The following is a 14,138-nucleotide window of genomic DNA, read 5'->3' as shown; positions in this document are numbered from 1 at the left end:
TTTACGCTTCAATCGTATCATGCAGATCAGACTCTACTTGAATGTGAATGATTCCTTTTTTCTTTGTCTGAGTAGCAGCTGTATAAGAGGACAGCCATGTTTCTACTTGCTGCGCAAGAAATCCAGCCTCTAATTGATAACAGCGATCATCTTTTTTATCCATCCATTCGCCGCGCAGTTCAAATAACCGCTCTTGCTTTTTTTCTTTTACTAATGACAGGGTACCCCAATTTGCTTTTTCAAAAAAATCGATGGTTTCCTCGATTGTATGTAACGGGTACTTGCGAGCAAGGGCTTTTCCAACCCAGTACATAATAGAATCATGCTCTTGCCCGAAGACCTCCTTTAAAATATCATTTCTAAGTAAATCGTAACCGAATGTCTCATCTCTAGATTCCATGTAGAAAAACACCTCTCCTCTTCTTATATTATAAAAGGTCTCTTTCTAGCTGTCCAAATGAATATAGAAGGAATCTCAGAAGTATTGAGAGATTATCAGTGGGAAAGATAAGGAAAAGTGCTTACTTTTTTCCTAGCGCTTATAGTTTCTCTTATACAGAAATGGTATACTTAAGCGCGAATGAATACGGAGGTACTACGCGATGAAATTAGGGTTAAGTCAATTTCTTTCCCCCTTTAGGGTTATTATCATTTCTTATATCGTAGCAATGATTGTCTTTAGTATCCTTCTTTATCTACCTATCTCACATAAAGAAGGAGTCGACCTTACTTTCTCTGAAGCGTTATTTACGTCTGTAAGTGCGGTAAGTGTGACTGGGTTAACGGTGGTAAATGTGTCAGAAACGTATAGTTATATAGGTGTATTCTTTCTTGCATTGGCTATTCAGCTTGGCGGAATTGGCATTATGACACTAGGCACATTTGTATGGATGCTTTTCGGAAAGAAAATCAATTTATCTCAGCGAATGCTGATTATGGTTGATCAAAACCAAAATAAATTTTCCGGCCTTGTGAATTTGATGAGAGGTATTCTTTTTGTAGCGTTAATCATCGAATTAATTGGGGCATTGATTCTAGGTACATATTATATACGCTACTTTGATACGGTTGGAGAAGCCTTCTATCAAGGGGCATTTGCTTCATTAAGTGCATTTACAAATGCGGGTTTTGATGTCACGGGGCAATCATTAATTCCTTTTGCGAACGATTATTATGTTCAGCTTGTGGTGATTTTGCTTATCTTTGCTGGTGCGATTGGGTTCCCTGTGTTAATGGAACTAAAGGAGTATTTCTCTAAAGATAACCCTCATTTTAAATTCAGCTTGTTTACGAAAATTACAACGACTACTTATTTTGCTGTTTTTATTATTGGGGTTATTGGAATCTGGGCGCTTGAGACGGGATCCTATTACGTAGGTCTTGAGTGGCATCAGCAGTTGTTTTATTCCATCTTTAATTCAGCCACCACGAGAAGCGGCGGCCTTTCGACTATGGATGTGTCGGAATTAAATATTGCGACATTATTGTTTATGTCTGCCCTTATGATTATAGGGGCCAGTCCTTCAAGTGTGGGCGGGGGAATTCGAACGACGACGGTAGCGGTCATGTTTTTAACGATTAAATGCTTTGCCCTGGGTAAGGATGATGTAAAAGTATTTGGAAGAGAGATTCATCCTGAAGATCGTCAAAAGGCTTTCATTGTTCTATCCGTGTTTCTAGTCATGTTGTTTGCAGCTGTTACTTTAATTGCTGCATTTGAATCGCAAAGTGATATCACGCTTTTAGCGATTATTTTTGAAACTGCCTCTGCGTTCGGAACATGTGGCTTATCATTAGGGATTACACCTGATTTATCGTTGCCTAGCCAGTTTGTATTAATGGTATTAATGTTTATTGGGCGGGTTGGACTAATCGCCTTCTTATTCTCTATTAGAAGAAGAGAAACGAAGAGTCATTTTAAATATCCAACTGAGCGGATTATTATTGGTTAAAGAACAAAAATCCTGTTTTATCCTGAGAAATTCAGGGTAAACAGGATTTTTTTTATAATTTTTTTCAGGAGATTGAGTTAGAGCCATTAAAATTAACAGACTATTTTCTACAAAAAGTGCGAAATACCAAGGGTTTCTTGCCCAGTAAGGGTTACAAAGCGCGAAAAACTTTGGATAAAAGACTTGTATACGTTTTCTTGACGAGGCAAACTGATGGGAGTACAATTAATTTGTCGGATTTTTTTCACAGAAACTTTACGTAAGTTTCACAAATTTCGTTTAATTTCCATATCACGTTGTTTTCACAGTGGGGAGGTACACGTTATACGGAAAAAGAGAGAATGTAGACAGAGTTTTTGTATGGGTAGTCAAAAAACAATTGTGGGGGGACAAAGGTATGGCCGGTAATCGAGAGTTTTTTAATCGTAAGTTGCATTCTTTACTAGGCGTAATTCCAGTTGGATTATTCTTAGTACAACACTTGGTAGTCAATCATTTTGCTACAAGAGGAGCTAGTTCATTTAACCAAGCATCACATTTCATGGAAAGCTTACCTTTCCGTTATGCGCTTGAGATCTTCATTATTTTTATTCCACTATTATACCACGCTATTTATGGTATCTATATTGCATTCCAAGCTAGAAATAACACGGCACGTTATGGTTTCTTCCGTAACTGGATGTTCCGTTTACAACGTACTTCAGGTATCTTCTTATTAATTTTCATTGCATGGCATGTTTGGGAAACTCGTATCGCAGCTGCATTTGGTGCAGAAGTTAACTACAATATGATGGCCGATATTTTAAGCAGTCCATTTATGCTTGCGTTTTATATTTTAGGTGTCGTTGCTGCTACGTTCCACTTTGCTAATGGTTTGTGGTCATTTGCAGTATCTTGGGGACTTACAGTTACACCACGTTCACAGCAAATTGCAACATATGTAACGATCGGTATTTTCGTCGCATTAACGTTTGTTGGGATTCGCGCAATCCTCGCATTCATTAATCCAGACTTAGCAAACATTTAAGGAGTGGATCAGGATGAGTAAAGGCAGAGTTATTGTTGTCGGAGGCGGACTAGCTGGTCTGATGGCAGCAATTAAAGTAGCAGAAAAAGGGGTGCCTGTTGATTTATTTTCATTGGTGCCGGTAAAACGTTCTCACTCTGTGTGTGCACAGGGCGGAATTAATGGTGCGGTAAATACAAAGGGTGAAGGGGATTCTCCTTGGGAGCACTTTGATGACACGGTATACGGGGGGGACTTCTTAGCAAACCAGCCTCCTGTAAAGGCAATGACAGAAGCAGCACCAGGGATTATTCACTTAATGGACCGTATGGGAGTTATGTTTAACCGTACTCCAGAAGGTCTTCTTGATTTCCGCCGCTTTGGTGGAACTCAGCATCACCGTACAGCATTTGCAGGTGCTACAACAGGACAGCAATTACTGTATGCACTAGATGAGCAGGTTCGCCGTCATGAGACAAGCGGTCTTGTTACAAAGTATGAAGGATGGGAGTTCTTATCAGCTATCGTTGATGATGAAGGTACCTGTCGTGGAATTACAGCACAAGATCTGAAGTCTTCTGAAATTAAGAGCTTCCCAGCTGATGCTGTAATCATGGCAACAGGCGGCCCTGGAATTATCTTTGGTAAGTCAACAAACTCCGTAATCAACACTGGTTTTGCTGCTGCGAAACTTTATCAACAAGGTGTTCATTATGCAAACGGTGAATTCATTCAGATCCACCCTACAGCAATCCCAGGTGATGATAAGCTTCGCCTAATGAGTGAGTCAGCACGTGGTGAAGGTGGACGAGTTTGGACATATAAAGATGGTAAGCCGTGGTACTTCCTAGAAGAAAAATACCCTGCATACGGAAACCTTGTTCCACGTGATATCGCAACGCGTGAAATCTTTGACGTTTGTGTTGAGCAAAAGCTTGGTATTAATGGAGAAAACATGGTATACCTTGACTTATCTCATAAAGATCCTAAAGAGCTTGATATTAAGCTTGGCGGTATCATCGAGATTTATGAGAAGTTCATGGGGGATGACCCACGTAAAGTACCAATGAAGATCTTCCCTGCTGTTCACTATTCAATGGGTGGAATGTGGATTGATTACGATCAAATGACAAACATCCCTGGTCTATTTGCTGCAGGTGAGTGTGATTACTCTCAGCATGGTGGAAACCGCTTAGGAGCAAACTCACTGCTTTCTGCGATCTACGGTGGAATGGTTGCTGGTCCTAAAGCTATTGAATACATGAACGGACTAGAGAAGTCTGCAGAAGCTATGTCTTCATCATTATTTGATAATGAAGTGAAGAAAGAGCAAGAAACATTTGATAACATCATGAAAATGGATGGTAAAGAGAATGCTTATATCCTTCACAAAGAGCTTGGTGAGTGGATGACAGATAACGTAACAGTAGTACGTTACAACGAAAAGCTTCTTAAAACAGATGAAAAGATTCAAGAGTTGATGGAACGTTACAAAAACATCAACATTAATGATACGGCTAAATGGAGTAACCAAGGTGCATCATTCACACGCCAGCTTGATGGTATGTTAAGCCTTGCACGTGTAATTACTCTTGGTGCTTACAATCGTAACGAGAGTCGCGGAGCACACTATAAGCCTGAATTCCCTGAGCGTAATGATGAAGACTTCTTAAAAACAACAAAGGCTACGTTCAACCCAGCGAAGAACGCACCAGACTTTACGTATGAAGAAGTTGATACATCACTCATCAAACCTCGTAAACGTGACTACTCACAAAAGAAGCAAGGAGCTGTTAAATCATGAGTGAAAAAACAATCAAATTCCAAGTGACTCGTCAAGATGACCCGAACAGCAGTTCTTATGTGGAAGAGTTTGAGGTACCATATCGTCCAAATATGAACGTTATCTCAGCGTTAATGGAGTTCCGTCGTAACCCAGTTACTACAAAAGGGGAAACAACAACTCCAATCGCATGGGATATGAACTGTCTAGAAGAGGTATGCGGAGCGTGTTCAATGGTGATTAACGGGAAGCCCCGTCAATCATGTACGGCACTAGTGGATCAGCTTGAGCAGCCAATTCGCCTTGAGCCAATGAAAACATTCCCTGTTGTACGTGACTTAATGGTTGACCGCAGCAGAATGTTTGATTCATTGAAGAAAGTAAAAGCATGGATTCCAATTGACGGAACATACGATTTAGGGCCAGGGCCACGTATGGCAGAAACAAAGCGTCAATGGGCTTATGAACTTTCTAAATGTATGACTTGTGGGGTTTGCTTAGAAGCATGTCCGAATGTAAACAGTAAATCTGAATTTATCGGACCTGCGCCGTTATCTCAAGTTCGTTTATTCAATGCTCATCCAACTGGTGAAATGAATAAAGCAGAACGTTTAGAGACTATTATGGGTGATGGCGGACTTGCTAATTGCGGTAACTCACAAAACTGTGTACAAGCTTGTCCAAAAGGGATTCCTCTTACGACATCCATTGCGGACCTAAACCGTCAAACAACATTACAATCATTTAAGAACTTCTTTGGTGGACAATAAGAATTAATCGGTTAATGATTGAAATTTAACACTCACCCTTTTATTGAGCTATTACCCTTAAGTAGGTATATAGGTCAATAGAGGGTGAGTTTTTTTAATAGACTATTTACTATTTGAAGTGAGGGACTAACATGAGACTGCCAGCGTATATTACTGATTTTGATAAATGGAAAAATGGGTTCACTTTCTCAAGCGAGGTTCGTGTGAGATTTTCAGAAACAGATGCTTTCGGGCATGTGAACAACAAAAACGCCCTTGTTTATTTTGAAGATGCCAGGCTTGAATATTTCAGCTCGTTAGGGTTAATGCAAAAATGGGCCGATGCCGATTTTGAGACGATGATCGTAGCAGCTGACCTTCAATGCGATTATGTAAGACAAATTAAATTCAACGAGCAGCTAAGAGTGTATGTGAAAGTTGAAAAATTAGGAAGTTCATCATTGGATCTTCACTATCTCGTTCTTAATCAAGATCAAGAGGTGTGCTTAACTGGAAGAGGAGCCATTGTCCAAATAGGTAAAGAAAGCGGCAAAGCAGTACCTTGGAATGAAGAAATGCGTCAAGCTCTCAAAGGAGAAATGGTTTGTTCATAAGCAATGGTAAAAGTGTGGTTACAGAGGCTTTATAAATCAGTAAAAGTCAGCTTACTTCCAAATTAGGAGGTAAGCTGACCGAGAAGGCTGTCATATGATGTTTGTGCACCTGCTGCGTTTAATGCTGTTTAGATTTCGATTTCACCTAATCTGATCAGTTCAATAACAGCTTGAGAGCGCCCCTTAACCCCCAACTTTTGCATTGTATTAGAAATGTGATTTCGTACTGTTTTCTCACTTATGAAAAGTTCTTGTGCAATTTCTCTCGTTGTTTTATCTTGTACAAGTAGTTCGAACACTTCTCGTTCCCTTTTCGTAAGTAATGGTTTAGGTCCGAATTCTGCTCCTTTCAATGAGTTCACTCCTTCTTGCTCGGGCTAAGAGCGAATTTGGGTAACTCAATCCCACTGTTGAAGGGCTTTAGTCTTGATAGTATATGTAAAGAACTTCTAACATGTGAGCATAATCTCTAAATAAATAAAGCATGATACGAATGACTATATTTATTGACGGTGATTTGCTCCTTAGATAAGATGGTATATAGAATGTATGCAAAAGAGGGCAGTTCATGAATGGAACTTATCGAATTGAGAAAGTAGTTAATAATAATGTGGTAATCGCACAAAGTCCTGAGCTTAATGAAGTGATTGTCATTGGCAAAGGGATTGGCTTTGGCCGTAAAAAAGGACAGCACATACAAGCCGATGCAATTGATAAATTATTTGTGTTAAAAGACAAAGAAGAACAAAAGCAATACAGAGAGCTCCTAAGTGATCTAGATGAAGCATTAATCGTTCATATCAATGAGATTATCCGCATGATTCAAAGAGAGCTGCCTAAGCCTCTTTATGAACGGATTCATCTTGCTTTAACGGATCATATTCAATTTGCGATAAGAAGGCTGGAGCAGGGGATCGAAATTTCTAATCCATTTTTAACTGAAACTGAGATGATGTTTCCAAACGAGTTTCACCTTGCTAGAAAAGCGGTAGATTACTTAAACTCTCACTTGGCTGTCGAACTGCCAGAAGCTGAAATTGGATTTGTCGCATTGCATATTTATAGTGCTTCATCTAATCAGCCACTATCTGAGATGAATGAACATCCTCAGCTCATTTCAGAGCTTGTAGAAATTATTATGGAAAAAGGCAATGTCAGTTTGAATAGGCGCTCAGTTGAGTATATGCGTTTAGTTAGTTTTTTGTGCGAACTGATTGATCGTTTTCAATCAACTGACATACTCAACTATTCTCCCAAGCTATCAGATGTGTTGAAAGAAGAATTTGAGTTGTGCTATACTGTCTCTAGTGAGTTAATTAATGTTTTAAATCAACGTTTTAACACACATTACAAGGCAGAACAGCTGCCGGAAGTTGTGTTTTACTTACAACGATTTATTAAATAAATAATATGTTGTCTTACTAAGTAAATAAATGTTGCACTTAGGTTACGTGTTACTGACAAGATCAGGCATGAGTATGGAAGTGTATATGAGGTTTAAATGGGGTACGATACAAGTGTAGTCCATGTTATCATCATGTGCGTTTCTTTACTGATGCCTGTTTTTTGTAGGATTCCCTTTAAAACGTTTTCATGCAGATGCAAATTGCATAGTTAACGTTAGGAGGATGCAAAGAGCAGCGACAAAATTATGAAACAGAATGGGTGCATCAAACCAACCCCATTCTAAAATAAATGAAAGAGGTTGATGAACAATGGCAGAAAAAACATTTAAAATTACAGCAGAAACAGGAATTCACGCTCGTCCGGCAACACAATTAGTAAACAAAGCAGGACAATTCTCATCAGATGTAACTCTTGAGTACAAAGGTAAGTCTGTTAACTTAAAATCAATCATGGGTGTTATGTCACTAGGTGTAGGTCAAGGTGCTGAAGTAACAATTAAGGCAGAAGGTTCTGATGCAGATGAAGCATTACAAGCAATTGAGGATGTTATTAAAGAAGGGTTAGGCGAATAATGTCATTAAAATTAACTGGGATTGCTGCTTCTAGCGGAGTAGCAATCGCCAAAGCTTTTGTCCACGTTGAACCTGACCTGAATATTGAATTAAAAAAAGTGACTGATCGTGATGCTGAGATTGAGCGTTTTGATGCGGCACTTAAAACAGCAAAAGATGAACTGACTGTCATTAAAGACAAGACTGAAGCTGAAATGGGTGCTGATAAAGCCGAGATCTTCGCGGCTCACTTGCTTGTTTTAAGTGATCCTGAGCTTGTTGATGCAGTAAAAGGGAAAATTAACGATGAAAGTCAAAATGCCGAATACGCATTAAATGAAATCGCTAATATGTTCATCGATATGTTTGAGAACATGGATAATGAATATATGAAAGAACGTGCGTCTGATATTCGTGATGTATCAAAGCGTGTGCTTGGACATCTTCTAGGCGTTGAAGCTCAATCATTAGCAACTATTGCTGAGGAAACGATTGTTATTGCAGAAGATTTAACGCCATCAGATACAGCGCAGTTAAACCCTGTATTCATTAAAGGATTTGCTACAGATATCGGCGGAAGAACATCTCATTCAGCTATTATGTCTCGTTCACTTGAAATCCCTGCGGTCGTAGGGGCTAAAGAAGTAACGGCAAAAATTGAGAATGGAATGACAATTATTGTAGATGGTATCGATGGTGATGTCATTATTAACCCATCTTCTGATGAGTTGGCTACATACGAAAAGAAGAAAGCTGATTATCAAAAGCAGAAGGAAGAATGGGCTAAGCTTGTTAATGAAGCATCTGTTACAAAGGATGGTCAACATGTAGAGCTTGCTGCAAATATTGGTACACCAAAAGATCTTGAAGGTGTAATTAATAATGGTGCAGAGGGTATTGGCTTATACCGTACCGAATTTCTTTATATGGGACGTGACGCACTTCCGACTGAGGATGAGCAGTTCGAAGCTTATAAAGAAGTAGTTGAGCGTATGGACGGAAAACCGGTCGTTATTCGTACTCTTGATATCGGTGGAGATAAAGAACTTCCTTATTTAGATCTTCCGAAAGAGATGAATCCTTTCTTAGGGTACCGTGCCGTTCGACTTTGTCTAGAAAAAGACGATATGTTCCGTACTCAGCTGCGTGCTCTCTTGCGTGCTAGCTCGTATGGTCAATTGAAGATTATGTTCCCAATGATTGCTACTCTTGAAGAACTTCGCGAAGCAAAAGCTTTACTTGCTGAAGAAAAGGACAAGCTTACTGCTGAAGGTGTAGAAGTATCAGATGAGATCGAAGTTGGAATCATGGTTGAGATTCCTTCGACAGCAGTAGCTGCAGATCGTTTTGCCAAAGAAGTTGATTTCTTCAGTATTGGTACAAATGATCTGATTCAATATACAATGGCAGCAGATCGTATGAATGAGCGAGTTTCATACTTGTACCAGCCGTATCACCCTTCCATTTTACGATTAGTAGATATGGTCATTAAAGCAGCTCATAAAGAAGGAAAATGGGCTGGAATGTGCGGTGAAATGGCAGGAGACGAGATTGCTATTCCGTTATTATTAGGTCTTGGTCTTGATGAGTTCAGCATGAGTGCAACATCTATCTTACCTGCTAGAAGTCAATTACTTGACCTGTCAAAAGAAGAATTAGCAACGTTTGCGCAAGAAATGCTTAACTTAGATACAGCAGATGAAGTAGAAGCTCGTGTCCGTGAAGCATTTGTGAAAGCATAATATACTTAGAGTAACCGTCTTGGCGGTTGCTCTTTTTTATGAGCAAAATCATTTGACATTTCTCGTAACAGTTAGATCAAAGCTTGCAATTCCTGCAGAAAACAGAGACAATGAGGAAATAAGGTACATATTTTAAGTGTGGAACGATGTAACGAAATGAGATCGCTAACTAAATGCTGGAGCTTGCCGGCTGCGGGTTTGGAAATGCGTATAAAATATAAAATAAATTAGGACGATTTTCGTCTAGACGTCATAGACGAAATCACGTTTAATAGACGGAGGTACATTAGATGGACCATCAACAAATTGAACAAATTGAACGATCTTTAAGAAGAGTTTCAGAAATGGTTAAGCAAAAAGGAAGAGAAATTTTAACGCAGTTTCCTATTACTCCGCCACAGTTTGTCGCATTACAATGGTTGAACGAATATGGTGATATGACAATAGGAGAGCTATCTAACAAGATGTATTTAGCGTGCAGTACTACGACTGATCTCGTTGACAGGATGGAGAAAAACGAGCTGGTAGAACGTGTGAAAGATAAAAATGATCGTCGTGTCGTTAGGATTCACTTGTTAGAAAAAGGAACGACAATTATTAATGAAGTGATCAATAAAAGACAAGAGTATTTAGAAAATATTTTGCAGAATTTTTCTCAAGAAGAAGTCGATTTTCTCGAGAAGAGCTTGCATGTACTACATGAAGAAATGAAGGCTAAAGTGTAGAACGTCAAGGTTGCATAGAAATTGAGGGAAACATAGTGGATAGACCGATAGGAGTGATTGATTCGGGCCTAGGGGGATTAACAGTAGCTAAAGAGATGATGAGGCAGCTTCCAAAAGAGGAGATTGTTTATCTGGGCGATTCAGCTAGATGTCCTTATGGCCCGAGAACGAGCGAAGAGGTTCGCACGTACACTTGGGAAATGATTAACCGGCTGCTTGAAGAGAACATGAAAATGTTAGTTATCGCATGCAACACAGCAACAGCCGTTGTTTTAGAAGAAGTAAAAAAGGAACTTTCCATTCCCGTAGTTGGTGTTGTGCATCCTGGTGCAACAAGTGCACTTAAGGTTACAAAAAAGGATCATGTGGCTGTGATTGGTACGGTTGGGACGATTGAGAGCGGTGCGTATGAAAAAGCTTTAAAGTCAATTAATCATGAAGTGAGAGTGGAAAGTCTAGCTTGTCCTCCATTTGTTCCGCTAGTAGAACGTGGAGTATTTGAGGGAGCAGAAGCTGATCTGATTGTAAAAGAAGTATTAGAGCCATTACAAAATAGAGGTTTTGATACGATGATTTTAGGCTGTACTCATTACCCGCTGTTAAAAGACACTATTCAAAAGCAGATGGGTCCGGATGTGCAATTGATCTCATCTGGGGATGAAACCGCAAGAGAAGTGAGCGGGCTCCTCTATCATAATAATTTACTGTTTACCGACCAACGAAAACCAACCCACCGCTTCTTTACTACAGGAGATAAAGACCAATTCAAAACACTTGCTGATAAATGGCTTGAAATCGATATTGAAGTCGAGTCGATTCGTCTAGGCAGACAAGAAACCGTCTAACATTACGTTAGGTGGTTTTTTTGTGCTTGTTATTTTTTGTAGACAAGTGGTCTAAAGTTCAAAAGTGCTCGTATACATGTAGTACAAACCATCTTTTTTAGGAGGGGAAACAATGCGTAAGTTCTTTCGTAAAGGTGTTCCTGTATTAGTCATTTCAACCCTTGTAGCTACAGGGTGTTCGTTTGGAGCGAATGAAGCAGCAAATGAAATGGATGCGCCGCCAGTTAGCTATATTGATGAGGGAGATTCGCTTGAATTAGAAGAGAGTGGAGAAGGAGTAAACGGCGAAGGGGATGCCGAAGCTCCTAGTAAAGGTGAAGAAGGCGAAGATGGTGATGAGGGTGAAGGTGAAGCTGAGGCAGATGCAGTTGTAGAAGATGTGCAGCGAGAATTGTATCTAATCGATGAGAATGGCTTAGTCGTCCCTCAAACGTTAACTTTGCCTAAAACGGAAAGTGTCCTGCGCCAGTCTCTTCAATATTTAGTTGACGGTGGACCTGTGACTGAATTATTGCCAAATGGATTTAAAGCGGTTATACCTGCTGGAACGGAAGTGGATGTTCATTTAGATGATGATGGAGTCGCTATTGCTGATTTCTCAAATGAATTTAAAGAGTATGACCCTGAACAAGAACAGCAGATTCTTCAAGCGATCACGTGGACATTAACACAGTTTGATACAGTTGAAAGAGTGAAAATTAGAATTAATGGCTATGACCAAGAGATGATGCCGCAAAATGGCACTCCGATTGGTGAGGGGGTAAGCCGTGCCAATGGGATTAATATTGAATCAAATGGTGTAGCAGATATGGTCAACAGTAAAAGCGTTACGCTATATTTTCTAGATCAAAAAGGCGAAAACACGTATTATGTTCCTGTCACAAGAAGGGTAGGACTTGGTGAAGATTCATTGAAAGCAGCAGTCAATGAACTCTTGCAGGGACCTTCTTATAAGTCTAATCTATTAACTGATTTTAGGAACGGCGTTGAGCTGTTATCCGACCCTTTATATGAAAATGGGGTCGTGACCTTAAACTTTAATGAATCATTGTTAAGCCAGCTGGATGCAAAAGCAGTATCTGATACAGCATTGAATATGCTCGCGCTTACCCTGACAGAACAAGAAGGAGTCGAGCAGGTCGCAGTACAAGTAAACGGGGAAACAAATATTTTACATGAATCGGGTCAGGTGACGCAGCCTGTATCTAGACCGGAAAAAGTGAATACAGGGAGTTTCTAATTGAGTGAGACAGCAAAATGCTGTCTCTTTTTTTGAGTATGGTTTTAGATAATCATTTGATCTCATTGATTTCCATGGATAGGAGATTGGATATTGTGTGATTCTACAAAGGGATAGATGTTATGATATGGTAGAGGAGGAATGCAATATGAGATCAGATGGAAGACAAGTAAATGAACTTAGAGCAGTCCAGTTGGATACGGACTATTTAAAACATCCAGAGGGATCAGTACTTATCTCGATGGGTGATACAAAAGTGATTTGTACAGCAAGTATAGAAGAGAGAGTCCCCCCTTTTATGAGAGGGCAGGGCAAAGGTTGGATTACAGCAGAATATTCTATGCTTCCGCGCGCGACAGAACAACGTACAATACGAGAATCATCAAAAGGGAAAGTGACGGGAAGAACGATGGAAATCCAGCGTTTAATTGGGCGTTCGCTAAGAACCATTTTAGACTTAGACCAGCTCGGTGAAAGAACGATTTGGATTGACTGTGACGTTATTCAAGCAGATGGTGGAACGAGAACCGCTTCCATTACAGGCGCTTTTGTCGCATTATCAATAGCTGTTAACAAAGCAGTCGAGCGAGGTCTGATCAAAAGCTGGCCAATTAAAGACTATTTAGCAGCTGTTTCAGTAGGAGTTGTGCCGACTCATGGAGAGGTGCTTGATCTATGCTATGTAGAAGATGCTGCTGCAGAAGTAGATATGAATGTCATCATGACTGGCGCTCATCAATTCGTAGAGCTTCAAGGTACGGGTGAGGAAGCTACGTTCTCAAGGGAGCAGCTGAATCAACTGCTCGACTTAGCTGAACATGGAATCGACGAGTTAATCTCCCATCAAAAAACTGCATTAGGTGAGATTTCAGAGAAGATTGATACATATAAAAAGGATGAATAATTAATGAAAAATCAAATTATAATTGCGACTAAAAATAAAGGGAAAGTAAGAGAATTTGAGCAAATGTTTGCCAATGATGGCTATCAGGTAACATCTCTCTTTGAGTATGAGGAAATACCTGATATTGAAGAAACAGGGAAAACGTTTGCAGAGAATGCGGTCCTAAAGGCAGAGACACTTGCAAAAGCTTTGAACCAAAAAGTAATTGCGGATGATTCTGGCTTAGTGATTGACGCCTTAGATGGACGTCCGGGTGTGTATTCTGCGAGATATGCCGGTGAGGAAAAAAGTGATAAGGCAAACAACGAAAAAGTGTTGAATGAAATGAAGGATATCCCAAGCGAAGATCGAACGGCACGATTTGTTTGTACGATAGCCGTAGCCTCTCCAGGGGAACCGACTTATGTTGTAGAGGGAACTTGTGAGGGAATCATTGCACTAGAACCAGCAGGAGCAAACGGATTTGGCTATGACCCTATTATGTTCTTACCTGGATTTGAGAAAACGATGGCTCAACTTTCACCACAGGAAAAAAATCAGATCAGCCATCGAGCCAGAGCACTTGAGAAGCTTATGGAGCAATGGAAATAAAGAATAAATGGCAATCAAGGGAGGAGATC

General features: G+C 39.9%; 15 protein-coding genes. 13 read left to right on the top strand and 2 right to left on the bottom strand.

The window, feature by feature from the left end; translation table 11 throughout:
* Position 1: 1 nt before the first annotated feature.
* Entirely contained in the window at positions 2-400 is a 399-nt protein-coding gene (locus A33I_RS12870; RefSeq protein ID WP_022628798.1) for a YslB family protein, read from the bottom strand.
* 202 nt (positions 401-602) lie between these two features.
* On the opposite strand from A33I_RS12870, the gene A33I_RS12865 reads away from it, so the two are divergent.
* The 5 genes from A33I_RS12865 to A33I_RS12845 all read left to right on the top strand — a co-directional run bounded on the left by A33I_RS12865 (position 603) and on the right by A33I_RS12845 (position 6,104).
* A complete protein-coding gene (locus tag A33I_RS12865; RefSeq protein ID WP_022628797.1) occupies positions 603-1,952 on the top strand; it encodes a TrkH family potassium uptake protein in 1,350 nt (449 codons plus the stop codon).
* Between the two features lie 397 nt (positions 1,953-2,349).
* Positions 2,350-2,979 (top strand): succinate dehydrogenase cytochrome b558 subunit, encoded by a 630-nt coding sequence (locus A33I_RS12860; RefSeq protein ID WP_012959967.1) that lies wholly within the window; start codon positions 2,350-2,352, stop codon positions 2,977-2,979.
* 13 nt (positions 2,980-2,992) lie between these two features.
* The gene (gene sdhA / locus A33I_RS12855; RefSeq protein WP_012959966.1) at positions 2,993-4,762 is read left to right on the top strand and encodes a succinate dehydrogenase flavoprotein subunit; all 1,770 of its coding nucleotides are present in this window, start codon (positions 2,993-2,995) and stop codon (positions 4,760-4,762) included.
* Entirely contained in the window at positions 4,759-5,511 is a 753-nt protein-coding gene (gene sdhB / locus A33I_RS12850) for a succinate dehydrogenase iron-sulfur subunit (RefSeq protein ID WP_012959965.1), read from the top strand. Before sdhA ends, sdhB begins: the two co-directional genes overlap by 4 nt.
* 131 nt (positions 5,512-5,642) lie before the next feature.
* Complete coding sequence (locus A33I_RS12845; RefSeq protein WP_022628796.1) at positions 5,643-6,104, top strand: acyl-CoA thioesterase; 462 nt, start codon at positions 5,643-5,645, stop codon at positions 6,102-6,104.
* 128 nt (positions 6,105-6,232) lie between these two features.
* On the opposite strand, the gene A33I_RS12840 is transcribed toward A33I_RS12845, so the two are convergent.
* Positions 6,233-6,457 (bottom strand): helix-turn-helix domain-containing protein, encoded by a 225-nt coding sequence (locus tag A33I_RS12840; protein ID WP_012959963.1) that lies wholly within the window; start codon positions 6,455-6,457, stop codon positions 6,233-6,235.
* Positions 6,458-6,672: 215 nt separating this feature from the next.
* Between A33I_RS12840 and A33I_RS12835 the strand changes: the two genes are divergently transcribed.
* The 8 genes from A33I_RS12835 (at position 6,673) to A33I_RS12800 (ending at position 14,109) form a co-directional block, all read left to right on the top strand.
* Positions 6,673-7,509 carry a PRD domain-containing protein gene (locus A33I_RS12835; protein ID WP_022628795.1) on the top strand — a complete coding sequence of 279 codons (837 nt, stop codon included), beginning with the start codon at positions 6,673-6,675 and terminating at the stop codon, positions 7,507-7,509.
* Positions 7,510-7,819: 310 nt separating this feature from the next.
* Positions 7,820-8,083: a phosphocarrier protein HPr gene (locus A33I_RS12830; protein ID WP_012959961.1), complete on the top strand. Its 264-nt coding sequence runs from the start codon at positions 7,820-7,822 to the stop codon at positions 8,081-8,083.
* Complete coding sequence (gene ptsP, locus A33I_RS12825) at positions 8,083-9,804, top strand: phosphoenolpyruvate--protein phosphotransferase (protein WP_022628794.1); 1,722 nt, start codon at positions 8,083-8,085, stop codon at positions 9,802-9,804. Before A33I_RS12830 ends, ptsP begins: the two co-directional genes overlap by 1 nt.
* 290 nt (positions 9,805-10,094) lie before the next feature.
* Positions 10,095-10,529, top strand: a complete 435-nt coding sequence (locus A33I_RS12820; RefSeq protein ID WP_022628793.1) for a MarR family winged helix-turn-helix transcriptional regulator — start codon at positions 10,095-10,097, stop codon at positions 10,527-10,529.
* Between the two features lie 35 nt (positions 10,530-10,564).
* The gene (gene racE / locus A33I_RS12815) at positions 10,565-11,374 is read left to right on the top strand and encodes a glutamate racemase (protein ID WP_022628792.1); all 810 of its coding nucleotides are present in this window, start codon (positions 10,565-10,567) and stop codon (positions 11,372-11,374) included.
* Between the two features lie 112 nt (positions 11,375-11,486).
* A complete protein-coding gene (locus A33I_RS12810) occupies positions 11,487-12,614 on the top strand; it encodes a GerMN domain-containing protein (protein ID WP_022628791.1) in 1,128 nt (375 codons plus the stop codon).
* A gap of 148 nt (positions 12,615-12,762) precedes the next feature.
* Entirely contained in the window at positions 12,763-13,518 is a 756-nt protein-coding gene (gene rph, locus A33I_RS12805; protein WP_022628790.1) for a ribonuclease PH, read from the top strand.
* Positions 13,519-13,521: 3 nt separating this feature from the next.
* Complete coding sequence (locus A33I_RS12800; protein WP_022628789.1) at positions 13,522-14,109, top strand: XTP/dITP diphosphatase; 588 nt, start codon at positions 13,522-13,524, stop codon at positions 14,107-14,109.
* Positions 14,110-14,138: the final 29 nt, after the last annotated feature.

This window comes from Alkalihalophilus marmarensis DSM 21297, assembly GCF_000474275.2.
GTDB lineage: Bacteria > Bacillota > Bacilli > Bacillales > Bacillaceae_D > Alkalihalophilus > Alkalihalophilus marmarensis.
This window is presented reverse-complemented; position numbering and strand designations above follow the sequence as displayed.

Excerpts from the sequence above, each read along its gene's own strand:
- A33I_RS12870 (WP_022628798.1), bottom strand. The coding sequence starts at position 400 with ATGGAATCTAGAGATGAGACATTCGGTTACGATTTACTTAGAAATGAT.
- A33I_RS12865 (WP_022628797.1), top strand. The coding sequence starts at position 603 with ATGAAATTAGGGTTAAGTCAATTTCTTTCCCCCTTTAGGGTTATTATC.
- A33I_RS12860 (WP_012959967.1), top strand. The coding sequence starts at position 2,350 with ATGGCCGGTAATCGAGAGTTTTTTAATCGTAAGTTGCATTCTTTACTA.
- sdhA (WP_012959966.1), top strand. The coding sequence starts at position 2,993 with ATGAGTAAAGGCAGAGTTATTGTTGTCGGAGGCGGACTAGCTGGTCTG.
- sdhB (WP_012959965.1), top strand. The coding sequence starts at position 4,759 with ATGAGTGAAAAAACAATCAAATTCCAAGTGACTCGTCAAGATGACCCG.
- A33I_RS12845 (WP_022628796.1), top strand. The coding sequence starts at position 5,643 with ATGAGACTGCCAGCGTATATTACTGATTTTGATAAATGGAAAAATGGG.
- A33I_RS12835 (WP_022628795.1), top strand. The coding sequence starts at position 6,673 with ATGAATGGAACTTATCGAATTGAGAAAGTAGTTAATAATAATGTGGTA.
- A33I_RS12830 (WP_012959961.1), top strand. The coding sequence starts at position 7,820 with ATGGCAGAAAAAACATTTAAAATTACAGCAGAAACAGGAATTCACGCT.
- ptsP (WP_022628794.1), top strand. The coding sequence starts at position 8,083 with ATGTCATTAAAATTAACTGGGATTGCTGCTTCTAGCGGAGTAGCAATC.
- A33I_RS12820 (WP_022628793.1), top strand. The coding sequence starts at position 10,095 with ATGGACCATCAACAAATTGAACAAATTGAACGATCTTTAAGAAGAGTT.
- A33I_RS12810 (WP_022628791.1), top strand. The coding sequence starts at position 11,487 with ATGCGTAAGTTCTTTCGTAAAGGTGTTCCTGTATTAGTCATTTCAACC.
- rph (WP_022628790.1), top strand. The coding sequence starts at position 12,763 with ATGAGATCAGATGGAAGACAAGTAAATGAACTTAGAGCAGTCCAGTTG.
- A33I_RS12800 (WP_022628789.1), top strand. The coding sequence starts at position 13,522 with ATGAAAAATCAAATTATAATTGCGACTAAAAATAAAGGGAAAGTAAGA.